The organism is Streptomyces sp. NPDC002788 (genome assembly GCF_053592115.1).
In genome coordinates, this window is sequence record NZ_JBSFVB010000010.1 from 56,540 (window position 1) to 73,842 (window position 17,303).

Here is a 17,303-nt window from a genome sequence, read left to right on the forward strand (position 1 = left end):
ACATGTGCGGTGCGAAGGCCGGCGGCCCCGACGCCTCGACGATCAAGCCCGGTGAGACCACGATCCAGGGCCAGGTGACCAGGGACGGCGAGCCCGTGGTCGGCTACGTCCGTCTGCTGGACTCGACCGGCGAGTTCACGGCCGAGGTGCCGACCTCGGCGACCGGACAGTTCCGCTTCTACGCGGCCGAGGGCACCTGGACCGTCCGCGCCCTCGTGCCCGGCGCCACCGCCGACCGCACGGTCGTCGCCCAGAAGGGCGGCCTGGCGGAGGTCGCCATCGCCGTCTGACGGCGATAGCGCCAAGAGGGGCCGCACCCCACGGGTTGGACGCCTGGGGTGCGGCCCCTTCGGCATACCCGGATCTACGCTGGGTGTATGTACGCACGACGGCGGCGGACGTACTTCGCGATGATGGGCGGCTGCATCGCCCTCTTCGTTCTGGCCTGGGGTGTCGTGAGGCTGTGGTCGATGCCGGTGGCCGTGGGCATGTGTGTGGTGGCCATGGTGATCCCGCCCGTCGCCGCGATGGTCGCGAACCGGCGGGGGCCGGACGACCGCTGGTGGGACGACCCGTCCGGGGACCCGCAGTCCGACGAGTGGTGGGACGAGCTGGACGGCAAGAAGCGGCCGCGATGAAGGGCGTCTTCTCGCCCGCGCCGGGTATCCCGGTCCCATGAGACTGACAGCGGCGGTTCTGGACGCGCCGAACGCCCGGGAGCTGGCGGGCTTCTATCTGCGGCTGTTGCCCGGCTGGGGCGTCTGGCGGGGCGAGGACGGCCCGGACTGGGTGCACATCCGGCCGCCCGACGGCGGTACGGGGCTGTCCTTCCAGACCGAGCCCGCCTATGTGCCGCCCCGCTGGCCGAGCGGCCCGGACCGGCAGCAGATGATGGTCCACCTCGACATCGAGGTCGACGACCTGGAGCGGGAGACCGCGAGGGCTATCGCCGAGGGGGCGCGTCTGGCGGGGTTCCAGCCGCAGGCCGGTGTCCGGGTGCTCCTGGACCCGGCGGGCCATCCGTTCTGCCTCTACACGGAGCCGTCTCAGTAGACGAGCGCCTGGGCCTCGTCCGCCATCGCCTCCTGGACGAAGACCTGGGCGCCCGCGATCCGCACGCCCTCGATGACGTCCTGCTCCGAGATCTCTCGGCGGGCCGCGCACTGCGTGCACAGGGTGACGCGGCCGGCCGCCAGGACCGAGTCGAGCAGGTCGGGAAGGGGCGCCGCGTGCGGCAGCTCGAACTCGGCGGCGCGGCCGGGGAGGGCGAACCAGGCGGACTCGCCGGTCAGCCACAGGGAGACGTCGACGCCGCTCGCGACGGCCACCGCCGCCACCGTGAACGCCTGGGAGCACCGCTCGGGGGCGTCCGCCCCCGCCGTCACCTTGATCACCAGCTTCTTCGCCATAGCCGGAATCGTAGTGCCGAAGGCGCCCGCGTAAGCTGGCCTCGGCCCTGTGCACCCATTCGCACCCCGCTCAAGGAGCACCCCGTGGAGCTTTTCTTCGAAATCCTGTTGGTCCTGGTCGCCGTCGGCGTCCTCGCCTTCGCCGGACTGACCGTGAAGAAGCTGTACCAGGGCCAGCGCTGATCCCCGTCTAGGAAGTTCTGATGATCGAGATCCCGTCCGACCTCCACAAGGACCTCGTCCCGCTCGCCTTCCTGCTCGGTGACTGGGCGGGTGCCGGTGTGCACGACTTCCCCGGCTCCGAGAAGTGCAACTTCGGTCAGGAGGTCGCCTTCACCCACGACGGCCGGGACTTCCTGGAGTACCGGTCCCACAGCTGGGTCCTGGACAAGGACGGCAACAAGGTCCGTCCGCTGGAGTCCGAGCACGGCTACTGGCGCGTCGACGCCGACCGCAAGGTCGAGGTGACGATGACCCGCGACGACGGCGTCATCGAGATCTGGTACGGCGAGCTGGCCGACAAGAAGCCGCAGATCGACCTCGTGACGGACGCGGTGGCCCGCACGGCCGCCTCCCAGCCCTACACCGGCGGCAAGCGGCTGTACGGCTACGTCAAGAGCGACCTGATGTGGGTCGGCGAGAAGCAGACCCCCGAGGTCGAGCTGCGCCCCTACATGTCGGCGCACCTGAAGAAGGTCGTCACGCCGGAGGAGGTCGAGCGCTGGGCCAAGGCCCTGCCCGACGACATGCCGGACGACGGCATCGCCTTCTTCAAGTAGCCGGACGCCTTGCTCGTCCGGTCCGGGGCGAGTCGTCCTAGACTCTTGGGTGTGGTGAGCACCGACTGGAAGAGCGATCTGCGGCAGCGCGGCTACCGGCTGACCCCGCAGCGGCAACTCGTGCTCGAAGCCGTGGACACCCTGGAGCACGCGACCCCCGACGACATCCTCGTGGAAGTGCGGAAGACGGCGTCGGGGGTCAACATTTCCACGGTGTACCGGACGCTGGAGCTCCTGGAGGAGCTCGGCCTGGTCAGTCACGCGCATCTGGGGCACGGGGCGCCGACGTACCACCTCGCGGACCGGCATCACCACCTCCACCTGGTCTGCCGGGACTGCCAGAACGTGATCGAGGCGGATGTGTCCGTGGCCGCCGAGTTCACCGCGAAGCTGCGGCAGACCTTCGGGTTCGACACCGACATGAAGCACTTCGCGATCTTCGGCCGGTGCGAGGACTGCACGCTCAAGGCTTCAACTACCGAGTCGTAGGCTTACGGACATGAAGAGCCCCCTGCTGACCCTGCCCGGCGCCGTCCCCGCCGAGGGCGTGGACGAAGGCGTCGCCGCCCACTACGGCGATCTGTTCCGTGAGCAGCGCGCCCTGGCCGCCGGCACCGGATTCGTGGACCTCTCGCACCGGGGGGTCGTCACCGTCACCGGCGACGACCGGCTGGCGTGGCTGCACCTGCTCCTCACCCAGCACGTCAGCGACCTCCCGGCGGGCCGGGCCACCGAGGCGCTGATCCTCTCCGCCAACGGCCACATCGAGCACGCCCTGTACCTCGTCGACGACGGCGAGACGGTCTGGGCGCACGTGGAGCCGGACACCCAGGAGGCGCTGATCGCCTACCTGGAGTCGATGAGGTTCTTCTACCGGGTCGAGGTCGCCGACCGGACGGCCGACATCGCGGTCGTGCACCTGCCGGCCGGCTCCATCGCCGAGGTCCCCGAGAACGTCGTCGTACGGGAGACGCCGCACGGCCGGGACCTGTTCCTGCCGCGCGCCGAGCTGGAGGCGTACGCCGAGCAGGCCGGGCCGCCCGCCGGGATCCTGGCCTACGAGGCGCTGCGCGTGGAGCAGCACCGGCCCCGGCTCGGTTTCGAGACCGACCACCGCACCATCCCGCACGAGCTGGGCTGGATCGGCTCGGCGGTGCATCTGCAGAAGGGCTGCTACCGGGGCCAGGAGACGGTCGCCCGGGTGCACAACCTGGGCAAGCCGCCGCGCCGGCTGGTCTTCCTGCACCTGGACGGCAGCGAGGTCCACCTGCCCGCCGCCGGCACCGAGATCCGGCTCGCGGACGACGGCCCCGACGGCCGGAAGATCGGCTTCATCACGACCTCCGCGCGCCACCACGAACTCGGCCCGGTCGCCCTCGCCCTCGTGAAGCGGAACGTGGCCGTGGACGCCCCGCTGGTGGCGGGGGACACGGCCGCGGCCCAGGAAGTCGTCGTCGAGCCGTAAGACTTGTAGACCTTTCGGGTCAGATTTCGATCAGCACGGTGAACGGGCCGTCGTTCGTCAGTGATACACGCATCGCCGCTCCGAAGCGGCCCGTGGCCACCGTCGCGCCCAGCGAGCGCAACCGGGCGACCACCTCGTCCACGAGGGGCTCGGCGACATCGCCCGGAGCGGCGGCGTTCCAGGTGGGGCGGCGGCCCTTGCGGGCGTCTCCGTAGAGGGTGAACTGGCTGATCACCAGCAGCGGGGCGTCGATGTCGCTGCAGGACTTCTCGTCGTGCAGCATGCGGACCGACCACAGCTTGCGGGCCAGCTGGGCCGCCTTCTCCTTGGTGTCCTCGTGGGTGACGCCGACGAGGACGCACAGCCCCTCGCCCTCGATCGCCCCCACGGTCTCGCCGTCCACGACGACGCTCGCGCCGTCCACCCTCTGCACCACAGCTCGCATACGTCCATCATGCAGGGCGGTGACATACGCGCCGCAGGAGGTCCGCGCATGGCCCGAAAGAGTGGTTTGCTCGGGCGCCAACAGGCAGCGCACGGCCGTATTTTGCTGCTTAACCGCCCAACTGGGGTCGATCGGGGGCACTCGTTCCCATAGCGGCTACTTGGGGTGGCACCATGCATTCACACACCGGTCGAGGGGACGGTCGAGGCATATGAGCACATCAGGCACCGGGCAGCACCCGGGGGTCGTTTGGCCGGCATACATGGGGGTCGGGACGTCGGAGTACCACCGGCCGCCCACACAGCGTACGGACAGCCCGCGGCTGCCCTCGGACGCTCCCGAGCACGATCTGACCGCGCTGAACATGCCCGAACTGCGCACGCTGCGCCGCGAGGCCCAGCGCGACGAGGCCGACCTCAGCTACCTGCGGCGGCTGCTCCAGGGCCGGATCGACATTCTGCGGGCGGAGCTGGCGCGGCGTACGCCGGTGGGGCCGGCGTCCGTCGCAGCGCCCGCGGACGCGTCCGTCGTCGAGCGGCTCGCGGAGATCCTGCGGGACGCCCCGGCCCGGCACCGCTCCTCCGCCCGGCACGTGACCCTGGGCATTCCGCAGGGAGAGGAGTACCGGCGGCTGGCCACGGAGATGCTCGCCGAGGTCGAGCTTTCCGACCTGGGTGCGCGCACGGACCTGGAGCTGAACACGGGGATCGGGCGGCTCGTGCGCTACGAGCAGCAGGTCTCCCGGCGCCGCCGGCGGCTCCAGCGCACGGCCGACGAGTGCAGCGCGGAGATCGCGCGCCGGTACCGCGAGGGCGAGGCGCAGGTGGACGACCTGCTGGTGTGAGCCGCCCCGAGAGGCCCGGGGAGGGGCCGGTCGGATATCGACGCGACACCGACCGGCCCTCCGCCTAGCGTGAGCCCATGACCTCCGCCCCACGTGCCGACGGCATCGACGTACGGCCCATCACCGAAGGCGAGTTCGCGGACTGGCTGCGTGCCGTGAACACCGGCTTCCTGCGGGTGCCCGCCCTGTCCGAGGAGGAGGTCGAGGAGCGCCGCGAGCGGTTCGTCCCGGGCCGTTACCTCGGCGCCTTCGACGGCGGCCGGTGCGTGGCGACCCTCCGGTCCTTCGATCAGGAACTGACGGTCGTGGGCGGGGAGAGGGTCGCGGCCGACGCCGTCTCGGGCGTCACCGTCCACCCCACCCACCGCCGCCGGGGACTGCTCAGCCGGATGATGGCGCGGGACCTGGCCGCCGCGAGCGACCGCGGGGACGTCGTCGCGACGCTGATCGCCGCCGAGTACCCGATCTACGGCCGGTACGGCTTCGGACCCGCGACCTGGATGTCCGAGTGGACGGTCGACGTGCCGCGCGCCGGTCTGGACGCGCGCTGGGCGGGCCCGGCGGACGGCGGGCGGATCGATCTGGTGGACGGCGAGGACGTCCGCAAGCTCGGTCCGGACCTCCACGCGCGGCTGTGCCGTGTCCAGCCCGGCGCGATCGACCGCGACGAGCTGTGGTGGAAGTGGAACACCGGTGCCCGACGGGCCGACCCCTCCTGGAAGCAGCCCTTCTTCTCCGTGTACCGCTCGGCGTCCGGCGAGGTCGAGGGCATGGTGGCCTACGACGTCGACGACAACTGGGGCGATGCCAAGCAGCCGTCGAACACGGCGACGGTGAGGTGGCTGATCGGCGTGACGCCGGCCGCGGAGCGTGCCCTGTGGCGCTACCTCTGCTCCACCGACTGGGTCGTGAGGGTCAAGAGCGGCTGGCGGGCCCCCGACGACCTGCTGCCGTTCTTCCTGCCCGATCCGCGGGCGGCCGGCATCACCACGCAGTCGGACTGGCTGTGGGTGCGGATCCTGGACGTCGAACGGGCCCTGCAGGCGCGGACGTACGAGGGGGAGGGGTCGCTGGTCCTGGAGGTCACCGGCGTGGACGGGCTGACCGGCGGGCGGTACCGGCTGGAGACCTCGCCCGAGGGGGCGTCCTGCAGGCCGACCACTCGGAGCGCGGAACTCACCCTGGGAATCGGCGACTTGGCGGCGCTCTGGCTCGGGGACGAGTCGGCGGTGCGGCTGACGGCGCTGGGGCGGGTCCGGGAAGAACGAGTGGGCGCCGCCCGGAAGGCCGACGCCCTGCTGCGTACGTCCAGGCGGCCTTGGTGCCCGGACATGTTCTGAAGCCGCTCCCTTCTGCCGGCGGACAGGGACGCGCATCCGTAGCGAGCTGTTCGGTTGTGGTTGTTGTGCGGTGTTGCTCCGGCCGAGCGGGGCTCCCGGCTCCCCTCCGGAAGGGAGTCCCGTGGCGATGTCGCGACGGCCAACCGCCTGAAGGTACGGCCATGTCGCAGAAGTTGGCGACCAACTTCACTGTACTTATCTCCGCTTGGAAGCGGCTCATAACCACCTTTCCCTGAACTGCCGCAAGATGGCGGGAAGTTGTAGTGTGCAGTTGTGGACCCGGAACACGACTCCGTCAGTGGACGGAAGAGGTCGCAACGGCCACAGAGGACACATCACGAGGTGGCCGACGAACTGCGCGCCCGGATCAGGTCAGGGGCGCTGCGGCCGGGTGAACGCATGCCCACCCAGGCCCAGCTGGCCCAGGAGTTCGGGGTCGAGCGCGGTACGGTGCGCCAGGCGCTGCGCACCCTGCAGTCCGAGCAGTTGCTCACCAACGTTTCCAAGGGCAGCCCGGCGACCGTGGCCCCCGACCCCGTCAGGGCGCTGACCGGCCCCGAAGCCCCGCCACTGCCCACGACGGTGGCCCTCGCGCCCCGGATCGCGGCGGCTTTCGCGGCCGAGCACGTCGAGATCGACGCCGTCTGCCTGACCTCCGTCTCCCTGACGCTCGCCATCGGTGAGCCGCTGCGGCACATTCACGCGGGGCGGCTGAAACCGGCCAAGGTCGACGTCCGGGTGCTGCTGCCGAGCCGGGACATCGACCTCGCCTTCCCGGTGCCGGTCGAGGTGCGCGGTGACGACTGGGTGCACGAGCGGTGGCTGGCCATGCGCAATGCCCAGGGGCAGGTCCTTCAGCACAACCTGCTGGCCTTGCGCTCCACCCACGGCATCGACGTCCGCGTCAGGTTCCGCGCGCTGCCCTTCACGCCGCCGGTGAAGCTGTACCTGCTCAACGGCACGGAGGCGCTGTTCGCGTACTACACGCTGGCGCGCCGGGAAGCCGAGATCGACCACGAGCACCTGGAGATGTACGACGTGCAGGGCACCCGGTCGATGCTGTTCTCCTTCCAGCAGGGCCCCGGCCTGCGCGACACGACGTTCGTGGAGCAGTCACACCTGTGGTTCAACGCACTGTGGGAGACGATCAGTTCGGAGCTGGTGCTCACGAGCTGACGTCTCCCGCGGTGGTCTGTCGGGGGCGCCGCTGTGACTCATCGGGCGGGTGCCGTCATCAGCAGCGCGAGCACGACGGCTCCCGCGGAGCTGACCGCCGGGCTCTTGGCCTTGATCCCCACGGTGAGCAGGAGCAGGCCGACGATGCCGGCCGGACCGTACTTCCACTGGACGAACTGCTCGAAGGCGACGACGAGGAACGCGGAGAGAAGGGCGAGGGCAGGCATGGTCTTTCCCCCTTCGGGCTACCTGGGCGGGAGGGCGAGGGACGAACTTCGGAAGCAGAACTTCCGCCAACTCCATGAAGTTGGCAACCAACTTCGATTAAGTTGTCCCCACTTGGCCCCTACTCATAAACAACTTTCAAACAACTCCCGCCAGATGAGGCAGAGTTGTAGCGTTTGGTCGTGACCCGGGAGAACGTGGCAGTGAACGGCAGCAGCAGAAGGGCCTCGCCCCAGGAAATCGCCGACATCCTGCGGGAACGCATCCGTGCCGGTGAGCTCAAGGCGGGCGACCGCCTGCCCACCCAGGCCGAACTCGCCGAGGAGTTCGGCGTGGAACGCGGCGCCGTCCGCCAGGCCCTGCGGGCACTCCAGGAGGACGGTCTTCTCACCGACGTCAGCAAGGGCAGCCCGCCGAGGATCGCCGCACCGGCTCCGGCCCGGGGCGAGCCCCAGCCGACCATGGTCGGACTGGCGCCACGGCTGACCGATGCGTTCTCGGCGAAGACCGTCCGCGTCGATGTCGTCTGCCACACCGCGGAGACGCTGATGGTCGCCCTCGGCGAGCCGCTTCGGCTGATCCACGAGGGCCGTATCCGCCCCGAGTCGATCGACGTCCGCATCCTGGTCCCCTCGCGGGACATCGAACTGGCCTTCCCGGTCCCGGTCGAGGCCCACGGCGACGACAACCCGGTCCACCAGCGCTGGCTGACCATGCGCAACGCCCAGGGCCAGGTCCTTCAGCACAACCTGCTGGCCCTGCGCTCCACCCACGGCATGGACGTCCGGGTCCGCTTCCGCGCGCTGCCCTTCACCCCGCCGGTGAAGCTGTACCTCCTCAACGAGGAGGAGGCGCTGATGGGTTACTACATGCTGACCAGACGCGAGGAGGAGTGGGAGAGCCGGACCCTGGACATGTACGACGTCCTCGGTTCGAAGTCCCTCCTCTTCTCCTTCGTTCGGCGAGCGGGCCGGCGGGACGCGGCGTTCGTGGAGGAATCCCAGAAGTGGTTCAACGCCCTCTGGGAAACCATCACCACGGACCTGACACTCTCCTAGTGACTTCTGATACGACGCAGACCGGTTCCGTGACGGTCGAGACCGAGAATGATCCGCACGGACTCCGCAATCTGATCAGACATGCCCGTGTCGTGCTGTGGGACTTCGACGGACCCATCTGCCGCCTGTTCGCCGGGCACTCGGCCGAGCGAGTCGCCGACGACCTGGTGTCCTGGCTGGAGGGCCGCGGCCTGCACGGCCTGCTCACGGAGACCGAGCGCGAGTCCCTCGACCCGCAGGTGGTCCTGCGGGCCGTGGATCGCCGTCATCCCGGCAGCGACCTCGCCGCCGAACTGGAGGAACGCCTCACCCAGGAGGAACTGCGGGCCGCGTCCTCGGCCATGCCGACCGCGTACGCGGACCCGCTGATCCGCACATGGACGGCGGTGGGGGCCCGACCGGCGATCACCACGAACAACTCGCCCCGCGCGGCCCGCAAGTACCTCGCCGGCCGCGGCCTCGTCGACTGCTTCGCGCCCCACCTCTACGGCCGGACCCGGGAACTGCGTCACCTGAAGCCGGATCCGTACTGCCTGACCAAGGCACTGAGCGCGATGGGCGCCGCTCCGGCCGATGCCCTGATGATCGGCGACACGCCCTCCGACCACGAGGCGGCGAGGCACGCGGGAGTGCCGTTCCTGGGCTACGCGCGTGACGAGGACAAGGCCAAGCTCCTGAAGGCGGCCGGGGCGGACACGGTCATCGAGTCCCTGGAGCCGCTGCTGGCGCTGCTGCGCGGGTGAGCGAGCCCCCGGTCTGCGACCAAAAGGGTCGAGGGGCTGCTGGACGGTGACCCGGACCGCCGTGAGCAGCGAAAACGTGCCGGGGAGGCGTGAGGGGACCACGGGACGTCCGGGTGTAGCATTCCGGCACCGCGCAGCGATGAGTCACGCGCTCGTCCTCGACCGTATGGCAAGAGGTCAACCGGCCGGCCGACGAACGAGTTCGCGCAGTCTCATGCAGATGGGTGTCACCCACCCGTGATGGCTCACTCCGCCATGCGCGGTGTCGGCCGCGAACCTACCGTTTGCCATACCGTCCTCCCTTCTCGCACTTCCGGAGCGGCCCGTGGGCGCACCCCCTCTTCCCCGTCCACTTCTCGGGGAACGCGCCGCGCACGACGCCGCCTGCCGGGCCTTCGTGAAAATGGCCGCCGAGCTGGGTCAGGAGACCAGCGGCCACCACAACCGGAACTACGTCCTTCCGCTGACGGAGGGCATGGCACGGCTGCTCGGCCGGGAGGCGGGGACGCCCGTGACCGTCCGGATCCGGCGTCCGGACGCGCTGCGCGTGGTCATCCGGACCTGGCAGAACGAGGGGGAGATCCTCGACGCCGTCCGAGGGGTCCTGCCGCACGCGCCGGAGTGTCTGGTCGAGCGGGACGACTTCGCGATCCACAGCCATGTGGAGGGCGTGCCCCTCTCCAGCGTCTGCGACAACGGCAAGCCCGTCGACTCCCTGCTCATCAAGGCGCTGGCCGGTCTGCTCGCCCGGACGGCCCAGGTGCGGCGTGGTGCCCTGCCCGCCCTGCCCCGCGGCTGGCCCCGCAACGACATGGACAGCCGGGGCTTCCTGCGGACGCTGGGCAGGCTGGCCGACCAGCAGATCAGGCAGCCCAACCGGGTTTCTTTCGGCGGGTTGTTCGCCGCGCTGGGAATTCCCGAGGACGCGCTCGCCGAACTGGCCGGGCGGGTCCCCGCCATGGCACGGCGGCCGTACAGCCTGCTCCACTCCGACCTGCACCGCGACAACGTGATCGTGCCGTACGCGGGCGACCCGCCCCTCGTCTGCGTCGACTGGGAGCTGGCGACGTACGGCGACCCGTTGCACGACCTCGCGACGCACCTCGTCCGCATGCGGTACCCGGCGCACCAGTGGGCCGAGGTGGTCGACGCGTGGGCCGAGGCCATGCAGGAGGTCCGTCCGGCCGCCGTCAACGGCCTGGCCAAGGATCTGCGGTACTACCTGGCCTTCGAACGGGCCCAGTCGGTCTTCCCGGACGTGATGCGGGCCGCCCGGTCCCTGGAGGAATCGTTCACGCAGACGAGCCTGGACGAGGCGGCGGCCGAGGTGCGGCGGGCCCTCGACACCGCGGCGGAACCACTGCGGCTCGTCAGCGTGCCGCGCGAGGGCGAGATCCGGCGGGCCCTCTTCCGGTGGCTGGTGTCCCGTATGAACGGTGACATCAGCGGCCGGGCCTGGATCGCCGACGCCTTCGAGTGGCGGCCCGACCGGCGTGTTCCGGAGCGCTCCGACTTCCCGCCCGCCGCGATCCGGGAGGCCCTGCTGGCCGAGGGAGCCGCCCCGGCGGGCAGGGTGTTCAAGGGGACCGCACACCTGAACACCGTGGTGCAGGTGCCGGGCGCCGGCTCTCCCGTGGTCGTACGGCGGAAGCTGCCCGAGGTGTGCCGGCGGGAGCGCGGCTTCCTCAGCGAGCACGCCGTGCTGCGCGCGATCGAGGAATCGTCCGTCGAGGTGGCGGCGCCGAGGGTGCTCGCACTGGGCGAGACCTTCCAGAGCGACACCATCGCCATCCACACGTACGTCGGACCGCGGGACGTCGACCGGCCCCCCGAGCACCCCGTCCACGGCCTGCTGCCGCACGAGGCGGACGCTCTGGTGGACCAGCTGTGCGCCCTGACGGACGTCAGGTACGAGCAGGTCGACCCGACCGCTGGTGAGGGCGCGTTCCACCGCTGGCTGCGGGACCAGCTCATCTCCCTCGTACGGGACCTGCCGAGGGAGTCGCAGCAACTGGCCCGGCATCTGGGACTGCCCGACGCGGACCGGTTGCGGCTGATCCTCGACCGGCACGAGGTGAGCCACCGGAAGCCCGCCCTGCTGCACGGCGACCTGAACCCCTGGAACCTCGTCCGCCGCGACGACCACCTGGCCGTGACCATCATCGACTGGGAGATGGCCGTGGTCGGCGACCCCCTCTACGACCTCGTCCGGCACATGCACCTCACGCCCACGCGGCCGGAGATCCGGGACCGTATGTTCCGCCGCTGGGAGCGCCGGCTGCCCGCCGAGTACACCCGCTACTGGCACCAGGACTGGCGGGTGTACCGCCGGCTGGAGATCGTGCGCTCCGCCTACGTCGACCTGGACCGCATCGTGACCGGCGCCGGCCTGGACGCCCCGAACGTCCGGCGGGCCGTGGACTCCTACGCGGTGACGCTGGCGGTCGCCACGGGCTCGCTCGGTCTCCCGGTCCGTTCCGCGGCGAATCCGCATCTCACCCGGGCCCTGGCCCTGCCCCGGGCCGCTTCCGTCCTCCCCCGCTCTGCGTAGGCTCGCCGCATGAGGGAGACGGACACGAACGGGCCCGGCCTGCGTGAGCGCAAGAAGCAGCGGATGTACCAAGTGGTGTCGGACATCGCCATCCGGCTCTTCATGGAGAAGGGGTTCGACGCGGTGTCCGTCGCCGAGGTGGCCGCTGCGGCGGAGATCTCCAAGCCGACGCTGTTCCGGTACTTCCCGGCCAAGGAGGATCTGGTGCTGCACCGGATCGCCGACCACGAGGGGGAGGCCGCGCGGGTGGTGGCGGAGGCGGAGGAACCGCCCGTGGAGGCGTTGCGGCGGCACTTCCTGGAGGGTCTGGAGCGGGGGGACCCGGTGACCGGGCTCAACGACCACCCGGGCGTGCTCGCCTTTCACGCGCTGCTCTACGGGACGCCCGCCCTGGTCGCCCGGGCCCACACGCATCAGCAGCGGTCGGAGGCCGCGCTCGCCGAGGTGCTCGGGGGTGACCTGGACGCACGGCTCGCCGCCGGGCAGATCATGGCCGTGCTGCGGGTGCTCGCGCTGGAGAACTGGCGGCGGATCGCGGCCGGGCAGCGGGTGGCGGACGTGCGGCCGGACGCGGTGGCCGCGGCGGAGCGGGCGTTCGGACGGCTGGCCGGTGGAATGCCGCCGCACCTCAGGAGCGGTCGACCTGGCGTGACTCGGTAATAAATTTAACTCGGTTACCTTTTTGGCGTACGCTCGGTCGCATGACCTCGACCGAGCCCGCCCTCCAGCACGTCCTCGACCAGGAACGCGCCCATCACGAGCGCTGCCGGGCCGCCCTCGCCGCCATGGTCGAGGGCGCCGGTGAGCAGGTCGTCATCGGGGAGGACGTCTCCGCGTCCGGGGCCGATGCCGAAGTCCTCGGGTACCGGTTGCGCAGCCGGGACAAGGCGCTGCGGGAGCTGCCCGAGGGGCCGTTGTTCTTCGGGGCCCTGCGGGGCGTGGACGGGCAGTTGCACATCGGGCGGCTGCGGATCTCCGAGCATCCGGCCGAACCGCCCCTCGTCGTCGACTGGCGGGCACCCGTCTCGCGTGCCTTCTACCAGGCCTCGGCCCGTGACCCGCGGGACGTCGCCGTGCGCCGGAGGTTCGGCTGGGCGCCCGGCAGCCGGGGCGACTCCGGCGACCTCACCGGGCTGGAGGACGAGCACCTGGAGCAGGGGGACACCCGGACCAGCGCGATCGTCGCCCGGGAGATCGAACGGCCCCGCGTCGGGCCGATGCGGGACATCGCCGCGACCATCCAGCCCGAGCAGGACGACCTCGTACGCGGGGACCTGGCGGTGTCGGTGTGCGTGCAGGGCGCGCCCGGCACCGGCAAGACCGCCGTCGGCCTGCACCGGGCCGCGTATCTGCTCTACACCCACCCGCAGCGCATCCGGCGCGGCGGCCTGCTGATCCTCGGGCCCAACCGCACCTTCCTGTCGTACATCGCCGAGGTCCTGCCCGCCCTCGGCGAGACCGGGGTGCGGCAGTCGACGCTGGGGGAGGAGATCGCGCGCTGCCCGGTCCGGGGTGCCGACGACGAGCGGGCCGCCGTCGTCAAGCACGACGCCCGGATGGCCGAGGTGCTGCGGCGGGCGCTGTACGCGCGCGTGCGCCCCGAGGGGGCCGGCTCGCTGGCCGTGCCCGACGGGTCGTACCGGTGGCGCGTGCCGGAGGCGGAACTGGCGCGGATCGTGGCCGGAGTCCGGGAGGAGGAGCCGCCGTACGGGGTGGGGCGGGAGCGGGTACGGGCGCGGATCGTGCGCGGCCTGCGCGAGCAGGCCGAGCGGCGGGCCGGTCCGCCCACCAGCGCCTGGGTGCGCCGGGTCGAACGGGCGCGACCCGTGTCCGCGTACGTCGACGCCGTCTGGCCACGGGTGCGGCCCGAGGAGGTGGTGGCGGGACTGCTCGGCGACCCGGGGGCGTTGGCGAGCGCCGCCGAGGGACTGCTCGATGCCGGTGAGCAGCGGGCGCTGCTGTGGCGCGAGCCGCCCCGGTCGTGGAAGTCGGCCCGGTGGTCGGCCGCCGATCTGGTGCTGCTCGACGAGGTGGCCGGGCTGATCGAGCATCCGGAGGGGTACGGGCATGTCGTCGTCGACGAGGCGCAGGACCTGTCCCCGATGGAGTGCCGGGCCATCGCCCGCCGGGCCCCCTTCGGCTCGCTGACGGTGCTGGGCGATCTGGCGCAGGGGACGACGCCGTGGGCGGCGCGGTCGTGGCGTACGGTCCTCGCGCACCTGGGGAGACCGGACGCGGTCGTGGTCGAGCTGACCAACGGGTTCCGTGTGCCGAAGGCGGTGGTGGAGCTCGCCAACCGGCTGCTGGAACGGCTGGACGTGGAGGTCCCGGCGGCCCGTTCCCTCCGCGGGGACGGGGAGTTGCGGATGCGGGAGACCACCGTGGACGGCGTGCCCGCTGCGGTCGTGGACGCCGTACGGGACGCGCTCGGCCGGGAGGGCTCGGTCGGGGTCGTCGCGGCGGACGCGGACGTGCCCCGAGTGCGGGCGGCACTGGACACGGCCGGTATCGCGGCGGCGGGCCCGGAGGAACTCGGCGCGCGGGTCTCCCTGGTGCCGGCGAGTGTGGTCAAGGGCCTCGAGTACGACCATGTCGTGGCCGTCGAGCCGGCGGCGATCGCCGAGGCGGAGGAACGGGGACTGCACCGGCTGTACGTGGTGCTGACACGGGCGGTGTCGCGACTGGAGGTGGTGCGGGGGAGGCCGTTGCCGTTCTAGGGCGGGTCGTCGGACCACGTCACAGACGTGAGCGTGGCGGAGGGTGCTGACACTCAGGGGTCCTTGCCCTGTGCCCGCCCGGGTCGCGCGGCCTGGTGCCGCGCCTCGCGACCTGATCGGACGCTCATGGTGCACGGACCCCTCAGCCCTGTGACCCTTCCGCGAAGGCTCCTCCCGGGGCGAAGGCCAGTCGGCCGAAGCGTTCGCCGATGCGGTGGTGGGTGGCGGCGTCCGGGTGGACGTGGTCGGGGAGGGGGAGTTCGGCCGCGTCGGACTCGCCGTAGAGGTCAAGGCCGTCGAGGTAGTGGAGGTGGGGGTCGTCGGCGGCGCGTTGCGCCACGATGCGGGACAGCTCCTCGCGGATGACGGCAAGGGTGAGTTTGCCGGTGGCCTTCTCGGCCGGGTCCCCCATCGCGGCGAACAGGAGGCGGCCCTTGCCGAATCCGTCGAGGTCCGGGGCGGTGGGGCCGGGGGTGTCCTCGTGGATGGCGCAGTGGATGGGGGACACGAGCAGCAGCGGGGTGTCCGGGTGGCCGTCGCGGATCGTGTCGAGGAAGCCGTGCACGGCGGGGCCGAAGGCACGCAGCCGCATCGCGTCGTGGTTGACGATGTTGATGCCGATCTTGACGCTGATCAGGTCGGCCGGGGTGTCCCGCATGGCGCGTGCGGTGAACGGGTCGAGCAGCGCGCTGCCGCCCAGGCCGAGGTTGATCAGCTCCACACCGCCGAGGGACGCGGCGATCGCGGGCCAGATGGCCGTGGGGCCGGCGGCGTCGGAGCCGTGGCTGATCGAGCTGCCGTGGTGCAGCCACACCCGGCGGCCCCGGTCCGGCAGCGGCTCGACGGGGGCGTCGGTGCGCAGCGCGACGAGCTCGGTGGTCTCGTTGTGCGGCAGCCAGATCTCGACGTCCTTCTCCGCCGCGGGCAGACCGGTGAAAAGGACGGTGCCGACCGGGCCGGACGCGATCTCGCTCTTCCCGGTCGCCATGTCGACCGTGAGGACGTTGCCGCCCGTCACCGAGGCCTGGCCGGCCGGGCGCCCGTCGACGAGCAGGTCGTACACGCCGTCCGGGCGCGACGGGAAACCGACGTAGTCGCGCTTGGTGCGCAGCGTGTCCAGTTCCACGGCGGTCGCGGCCGTACGGAAGGCCAGGCGGACGCCGGAGGGCTGCGCCTCGGCCATCGCCAGCTGCGCGTCGGTGTTCTGGGCGCGGGCCCGGGCGGGCAGCCGGTGCGGGAGCAGGCCGTGTTCGGTGCGCTCCACGTCGAGGGCGCCGCGCAGCAGGTCCGCGGTGAGGGGGGTGGTGATCCAGTCGTGCTCGGAGTGCATCGTGTCAGCCTCGGGGGTCCGTAGGGGGAGCGGGCCAGTTGCGCAGGAGCGTGTCGAGGGCGTCGAGGATCCGGGCCCACGTCTCGTCGGTGTCGGGGGCGCTGTGGCTGAACCCGCCGCCCAGCTCCAGGCTGACGTACCCGTGGAAGACGCTGCCCAGCAGCCGGACCGCGTGGGTCTGGTCCGGTTCCGTCAGGTCGTAGCCGCGCAGCAGGGCCCGGGTCATCCGCGCGTGCCGGACGCCGGCGCTCGCGGCCGCCGTCTGCGGGTCGAGCCGCAGCTGGGCGGCGGCGTAGCGTCCGGGGTGTTCCCGGGCGTAGTCGCGGTAGACGTTCGCGAGGGCGGCCAGGGCGTCCTTGCCGGCCCGGCCGGCCAGGGCCTCGGCGGCCCGGTCGGCGAGTTCCGTGAGCGCGAGCAGGGCGATCCTGGTCTTCAGGTCCTGGGAGTTCTTCACGTGCGAGTACAGGCTCGCGACCTTGACGTCGAACCGGCGGGCCAGCGCCGAGACGGTGACCTGCTCGAAGCCGACCTCGTCGGCCAGTTCCGCGCCGGCCTCGGTCAGCCGTTCCGGCGTCAGTCCCACGCGTGCCATGAGGACCCTTCCTTATGCCAAAAGCGATAGCGCATCAGCCTAATTCTTTTAGGTAAAATGGCAAATGATGGTGTGGAGGGACGAATGGTCATTGGCAGGGGGCCGGCTGGGCGTATCGCCTCAGGCCTCCTGTCGGGCGCGGCGCGCGGGCGTCCGCAGTCGCCTTCCCCACCTCGTCGGCCCCCATGGCTTCAGGACGGATATCACCGTCATGAAGACATAGCGGACAGCGACACGACCGGCCCGAACAGCACGTCACCGGCGTCGGGCCGCCTACTACGCCACCCACCACACCCCGCCGCGCCACCTGCCGGCCGTCTTCGCCGAGTTCCACCGCACCCTCGCACCCGGTGGGCGCCTGATGCTGGCCGGCCACGTGGGCGACGGCGAGCACCTGCGCCCGACCCATGCCTACGGCGACCACCCGGTGACCTACGAGTCGTACCTGCTGCCGCCGGACCGCATCGCCGAACTGCTCCGGCAGGCCGGGCTGGTGGTCACGAAGCGGGTGGTGCAGGAACCGGAAGGTGGGGCGAAGAGGCGGTCCGGCACGTTCCTGGCGCGCAAGCCGCACTGACCCGGGCGCGGATCAGCGGGACCGCTCCGGTACCCACACCCGCAGCGGCCCG

General features: G+C 71.4%; 19 protein-coding genes and 2 pseudogenes. 15 read left to right on the forward strand and 6 right to left on the reverse strand.

All coding sequences use genetic code 11. The annotated features are described in order from the left end of the window. The first annotated feature begins 2 nt into the window (after positions 1 to 2). The 3 genes from ACWD1U_RS19685 to ACWD1U_RS19695 all read left to right on the forward strand — a co-directional run bounded on the left by ACWD1U_RS19685 (position 3) and on the right by ACWD1U_RS19695 (position 1,053). Positions 3 to 290, forward strand: a complete 288-nt coding sequence (locus tag ACWD1U_RS19685; protein WP_358640276.1) for a DUF1416 domain-containing protein — start codon at positions 3 to 5, stop codon at positions 288 to 290. Positions 291 to 377: 87 nt separating this feature from the next. Continuing rightward, positions 378 to 638: a DUF3099 domain-containing protein gene (locus ACWD1U_RS19690; protein WP_451109074.1), complete on the forward strand. Its 261-nt coding sequence runs from the start codon at positions 378 to 380 to the stop codon at positions 636 to 638. Positions 639 to 675: 37 nt separating this feature from the next. After that, positions 676 to 1,053 (forward strand): VOC family protein, encoded by a 378-nt coding sequence (locus ACWD1U_RS19695; RefSeq protein ID WP_451109076.1) that lies wholly within the window; start codon positions 676 to 678, stop codon positions 1,051 to 1,053. On the opposite strand, the gene ACWD1U_RS19700 is transcribed toward ACWD1U_RS19695, so the two are convergent. After that, positions 1,047 to 1,409, reverse strand: coding sequence for a DsrE family protein (locus ACWD1U_RS19700; RefSeq protein ID WP_451109078.1), 363 nt, complete (start codon positions 1,407 to 1,409; stop codon positions 1,047 to 1,049). The genes ACWD1U_RS19695 and ACWD1U_RS19700 overlap by 7 nt on opposite strands. A gap of 203 nt (positions 1,410 to 1,612) precedes the next feature. On the opposite strand from ACWD1U_RS19700, the gene ACWD1U_RS19705 reads away from it, so the two are divergent. The 3 genes from ACWD1U_RS19705 to ygfZ are packed head-to-tail and all read left to right on the forward strand — an operon-like array spanning position 1,613 to position 3,653. After that, entirely contained in the window at positions 1,613 to 2,188 is a 576-nt protein-coding gene (locus tag ACWD1U_RS19705) for an FABP family protein (protein WP_451109080.1), read from the forward strand. Positions 2,189 to 2,239: 51 nt separating this feature from the next. Then, positions 2,240 to 2,677, forward strand: coding sequence for a Fur family transcriptional regulator (locus ACWD1U_RS19710; RefSeq protein ID WP_010036186.1), 438 nt, complete (start codon positions 2,240 to 2,242; stop codon positions 2,675 to 2,677). Between the two features lie 10 nt (positions 2,678 to 2,687). After that, complete coding sequence (ygfZ, locus tag ACWD1U_RS19715) at positions 2,688 to 3,653, forward strand: CAF17-like 4Fe-4S cluster assembly/insertion protein YgfZ (RefSeq protein ID WP_451109082.1); 966 nt, start codon at positions 2,688 to 2,690, stop codon at positions 3,651 to 3,653. Between the two features lie 19 nt (positions 3,654 to 3,672). Here the strand turns inward: ygfZ and dtd are convergent, their stop codons facing one another. Continuing rightward, positions 3,673 to 4,098: a D-aminoacyl-tRNA deacylase gene (gene dtd, locus ACWD1U_RS19720; protein WP_388059990.1), complete on the reverse strand. Its 426-nt coding sequence runs from the start codon at positions 4,096 to 4,098 to the stop codon at positions 3,673 to 3,675. A 211-nt stretch (positions 4,099 to 4,309) separates the two neighbouring features. On the opposite strand from dtd, the gene ACWD1U_RS19725 reads away from it, so the two are divergent. From ACWD1U_RS19725 to ACWD1U_RS19735, 3 genes are all read left to right on the forward strand, one after another. Beyond that, complete coding sequence (locus tag ACWD1U_RS19725; protein WP_451109083.1) at positions 4,310 to 4,942, forward strand: RsiG family protein; 633 nt, start codon at positions 4,310 to 4,312, stop codon at positions 4,940 to 4,942. Between the two features lie 77 nt (positions 4,943 to 5,019). Further along, on the forward strand, positions 5,020 to 6,282 hold the full coding sequence (locus ACWD1U_RS19730; RefSeq protein ID WP_451109085.1) for a GNAT family N-acetyltransferase: 1,263 nt from the start codon (positions 5,020 to 5,022) through the stop codon (positions 6,280 to 6,282). A gap of 273 nt (positions 6,283 to 6,555) precedes the next feature. Further along, on the forward strand, positions 6,556 to 7,458 hold the full coding sequence (locus ACWD1U_RS19735; RefSeq protein WP_451109087.1) for a FadR/GntR family transcriptional regulator: 903 nt from the start codon (positions 6,556 to 6,558) through the stop codon (positions 7,456 to 7,458). Between the two features lie 38 nt (positions 7,459 to 7,496). On the opposite strand, the gene ACWD1U_RS19740 is transcribed toward ACWD1U_RS19735, so the two are convergent. Next, a complete protein-coding gene (locus ACWD1U_RS19740; protein ID WP_451109089.1) occupies positions 7,497 to 7,685 on the reverse strand; it encodes a hypothetical protein in 189 nt (62 codons plus the stop codon). A gap of 174 nt (positions 7,686 to 7,859) precedes the next feature. Here ACWD1U_RS19740 and ACWD1U_RS19745 point away from each other — a divergent pair, with 174 nt between their 5' ends. The 5 genes from ACWD1U_RS19745 (at position 7,860) to ACWD1U_RS19765 (ending at position 14,752) form a co-directional block, all read left to right on the forward strand. Then, on the forward strand, positions 7,860 to 8,741 hold the full coding sequence (locus ACWD1U_RS19745) for a winged helix-turn-helix domain-containing protein (protein ID WP_451109091.1): 882 nt from the start codon (positions 7,860 to 7,862) through the stop codon (positions 8,739 to 8,741). Beyond that, complete coding sequence (locus tag ACWD1U_RS19750) at positions 8,741 to 9,484, forward strand: HAD family hydrolase (RefSeq protein WP_451109092.1); 744 nt, start codon at positions 8,741 to 8,743, stop codon at positions 9,482 to 9,484. Before ACWD1U_RS19745 ends, ACWD1U_RS19750 begins: the two co-directional genes overlap by 1 nt. Before the next feature lie 325 nt (positions 9,485 to 9,809). Next, entirely contained in the window at positions 9,810 to 12,035 is a 2,226-nt protein-coding gene (locus ACWD1U_RS19755) for a phosphotransferase (RefSeq protein ID WP_451109094.1), read from the forward strand. 9 nt (positions 12,036 to 12,044) lie between these two features. Then, entirely contained in the window at positions 12,045 to 12,695 is a 651-nt protein-coding gene (locus ACWD1U_RS19760; protein WP_451109095.1) for a TetR family transcriptional regulator, read from the forward strand. 41 nt (positions 12,696 to 12,736) lie between these two features. Further along, positions 12,737 to 14,752 carry a HelD family protein gene (locus ACWD1U_RS19765; RefSeq protein WP_451109096.1) on the forward strand — a complete coding sequence of 672 codons (2,016 nt, stop codon included), beginning with the start codon at positions 12,737 to 12,739 and terminating at the stop codon, positions 14,750 to 14,752. Between the two features lie 142 nt (positions 14,753 to 14,894). Here ACWD1U_RS19765 and ACWD1U_RS19770 read toward each other — a convergent pair whose 3' ends face one another. The 3 genes and pseudogenes from ACWD1U_RS19770 to ACWD1U_RS19780 all read right to left on the reverse strand — a co-directional run. Beyond that, entirely contained in the window at positions 14,895 to 16,082 is a 1,188-nt protein-coding gene (locus tag ACWD1U_RS19770) for a GDSL-type esterase/lipase family protein (RefSeq protein ID WP_451109097.1), read from the reverse strand. 4 nt (positions 16,083 to 16,086) lie between these two features. Continuing rightward, entirely contained in the window at positions 16,087 to 16,674 is a 588-nt protein-coding gene (locus tag ACWD1U_RS19775; protein WP_451109099.1) for a TetR/AcrR family transcriptional regulator, read from the reverse strand. A 120-nt stretch (positions 16,675 to 16,794) separates the two neighbouring features. Continuing rightward, positions 16,795 to 16,943 (reverse strand): annotated as a pseudogene (locus ACWD1U_RS19780) (DUF2269 domain-containing protein); the annotation flags it as partial. Between the two features lie 2 nt (positions 16,944 to 16,945). Here ACWD1U_RS19780 and ACWD1U_RS19785 point away from each other — a divergent pair. Next, a pseudogene (locus ACWD1U_RS19785) lies at positions 16,946 to 17,251 on the forward strand (SAM-dependent methyltransferase); the annotation flags it as partial. Positions 17,252 to 17,303 lie beyond the last annotated feature (52 nt).

What these genes read in the sequence shown, in the direction of transcription:
- dtd (WP_388059990.1), bottom strand. Translation starts at nt 4,098, where the DNA reads ATGCGAGCTGTGGTGCAGAGGGTGGACGGCGCGAGCGTCGTCGTGGAC.
- ACWD1U_RS19700 (WP_451109078.1), bottom strand. Translation starts at nt 1,409, where the DNA reads ATGGCGAAGAAGCTGGTGATCAAGGTGACGGCGGGGGCGGACGCCCCC.
- ygfZ (WP_451109082.1), top strand. Translation starts at nt 2,688, where the DNA reads ATGAAGAGCCCCCTGCTGACCCTGCCCGGCGCCGTCCCCGCCGAGGGC.
- ACWD1U_RS19765 (WP_451109096.1), top strand. Translation starts at nt 12,737, where the DNA reads ATGACCTCGACCGAGCCCGCCCTCCAGCACGTCCTCGACCAGGAACGC.
- ACWD1U_RS19695 (WP_451109076.1), top strand. Translation starts at nt 676, where the DNA reads ATGAGACTGACAGCGGCGGTTCTGGACGCGCCGAACGCCCGGGAGCTG.
- ACWD1U_RS19770 (WP_451109097.1), bottom strand. Translation starts at nt 16,082, where the DNA reads ATGCACTCCGAGCACGACTGGATCACCACCCCCCTCACCGCGGACCTG.
- ACWD1U_RS19730 (WP_451109085.1), top strand. Translation starts at nt 5,020, where the DNA reads ATGACCTCCGCCCCACGTGCCGACGGCATCGACGTACGGCCCATCACC.
- ACWD1U_RS19685 (WP_358640276.1), top strand. Translation starts at nt 3, where the DNA reads ATGTGCGGTGCGAAGGCCGGCGGCCCCGACGCCTCGACGATCAAGCCC.
- ACWD1U_RS19760 (WP_451109095.1), top strand. Translation starts at nt 12,045, where the DNA reads ATGAGGGAGACGGACACGAACGGGCCCGGCCTGCGTGAGCGCAAGAAG.
- ACWD1U_RS19775 (WP_451109099.1), bottom strand. Translation starts at nt 16,674, where the DNA reads ATGGCACGCGTGGGACTGACGCCGGAACGGCTGACCGAGGCCGGCGCG.
- ACWD1U_RS19740 (WP_451109089.1), bottom strand. Translation starts at nt 7,685, where the DNA reads ATGCCTGCCCTCGCCCTTCTCTCCGCGTTCCTCGTCGTCGCCTTCGAG.
- ACWD1U_RS19725 (WP_451109083.1), top strand. Translation starts at nt 4,310, where the DNA reads ATGAGCACATCAGGCACCGGGCAGCACCCGGGGGTCGTTTGGCCGGCA.
- ACWD1U_RS19690 (WP_451109074.1), top strand. Translation starts at nt 378, where the DNA reads ATGTACGCACGACGGCGGCGGACGTACTTCGCGATGATGGGCGGCTGC.
- ACWD1U_RS19705 (WP_451109080.1), top strand. Translation starts at nt 1,613, where the DNA reads ATGATCGAGATCCCGTCCGACCTCCACAAGGACCTCGTCCCGCTCGCC.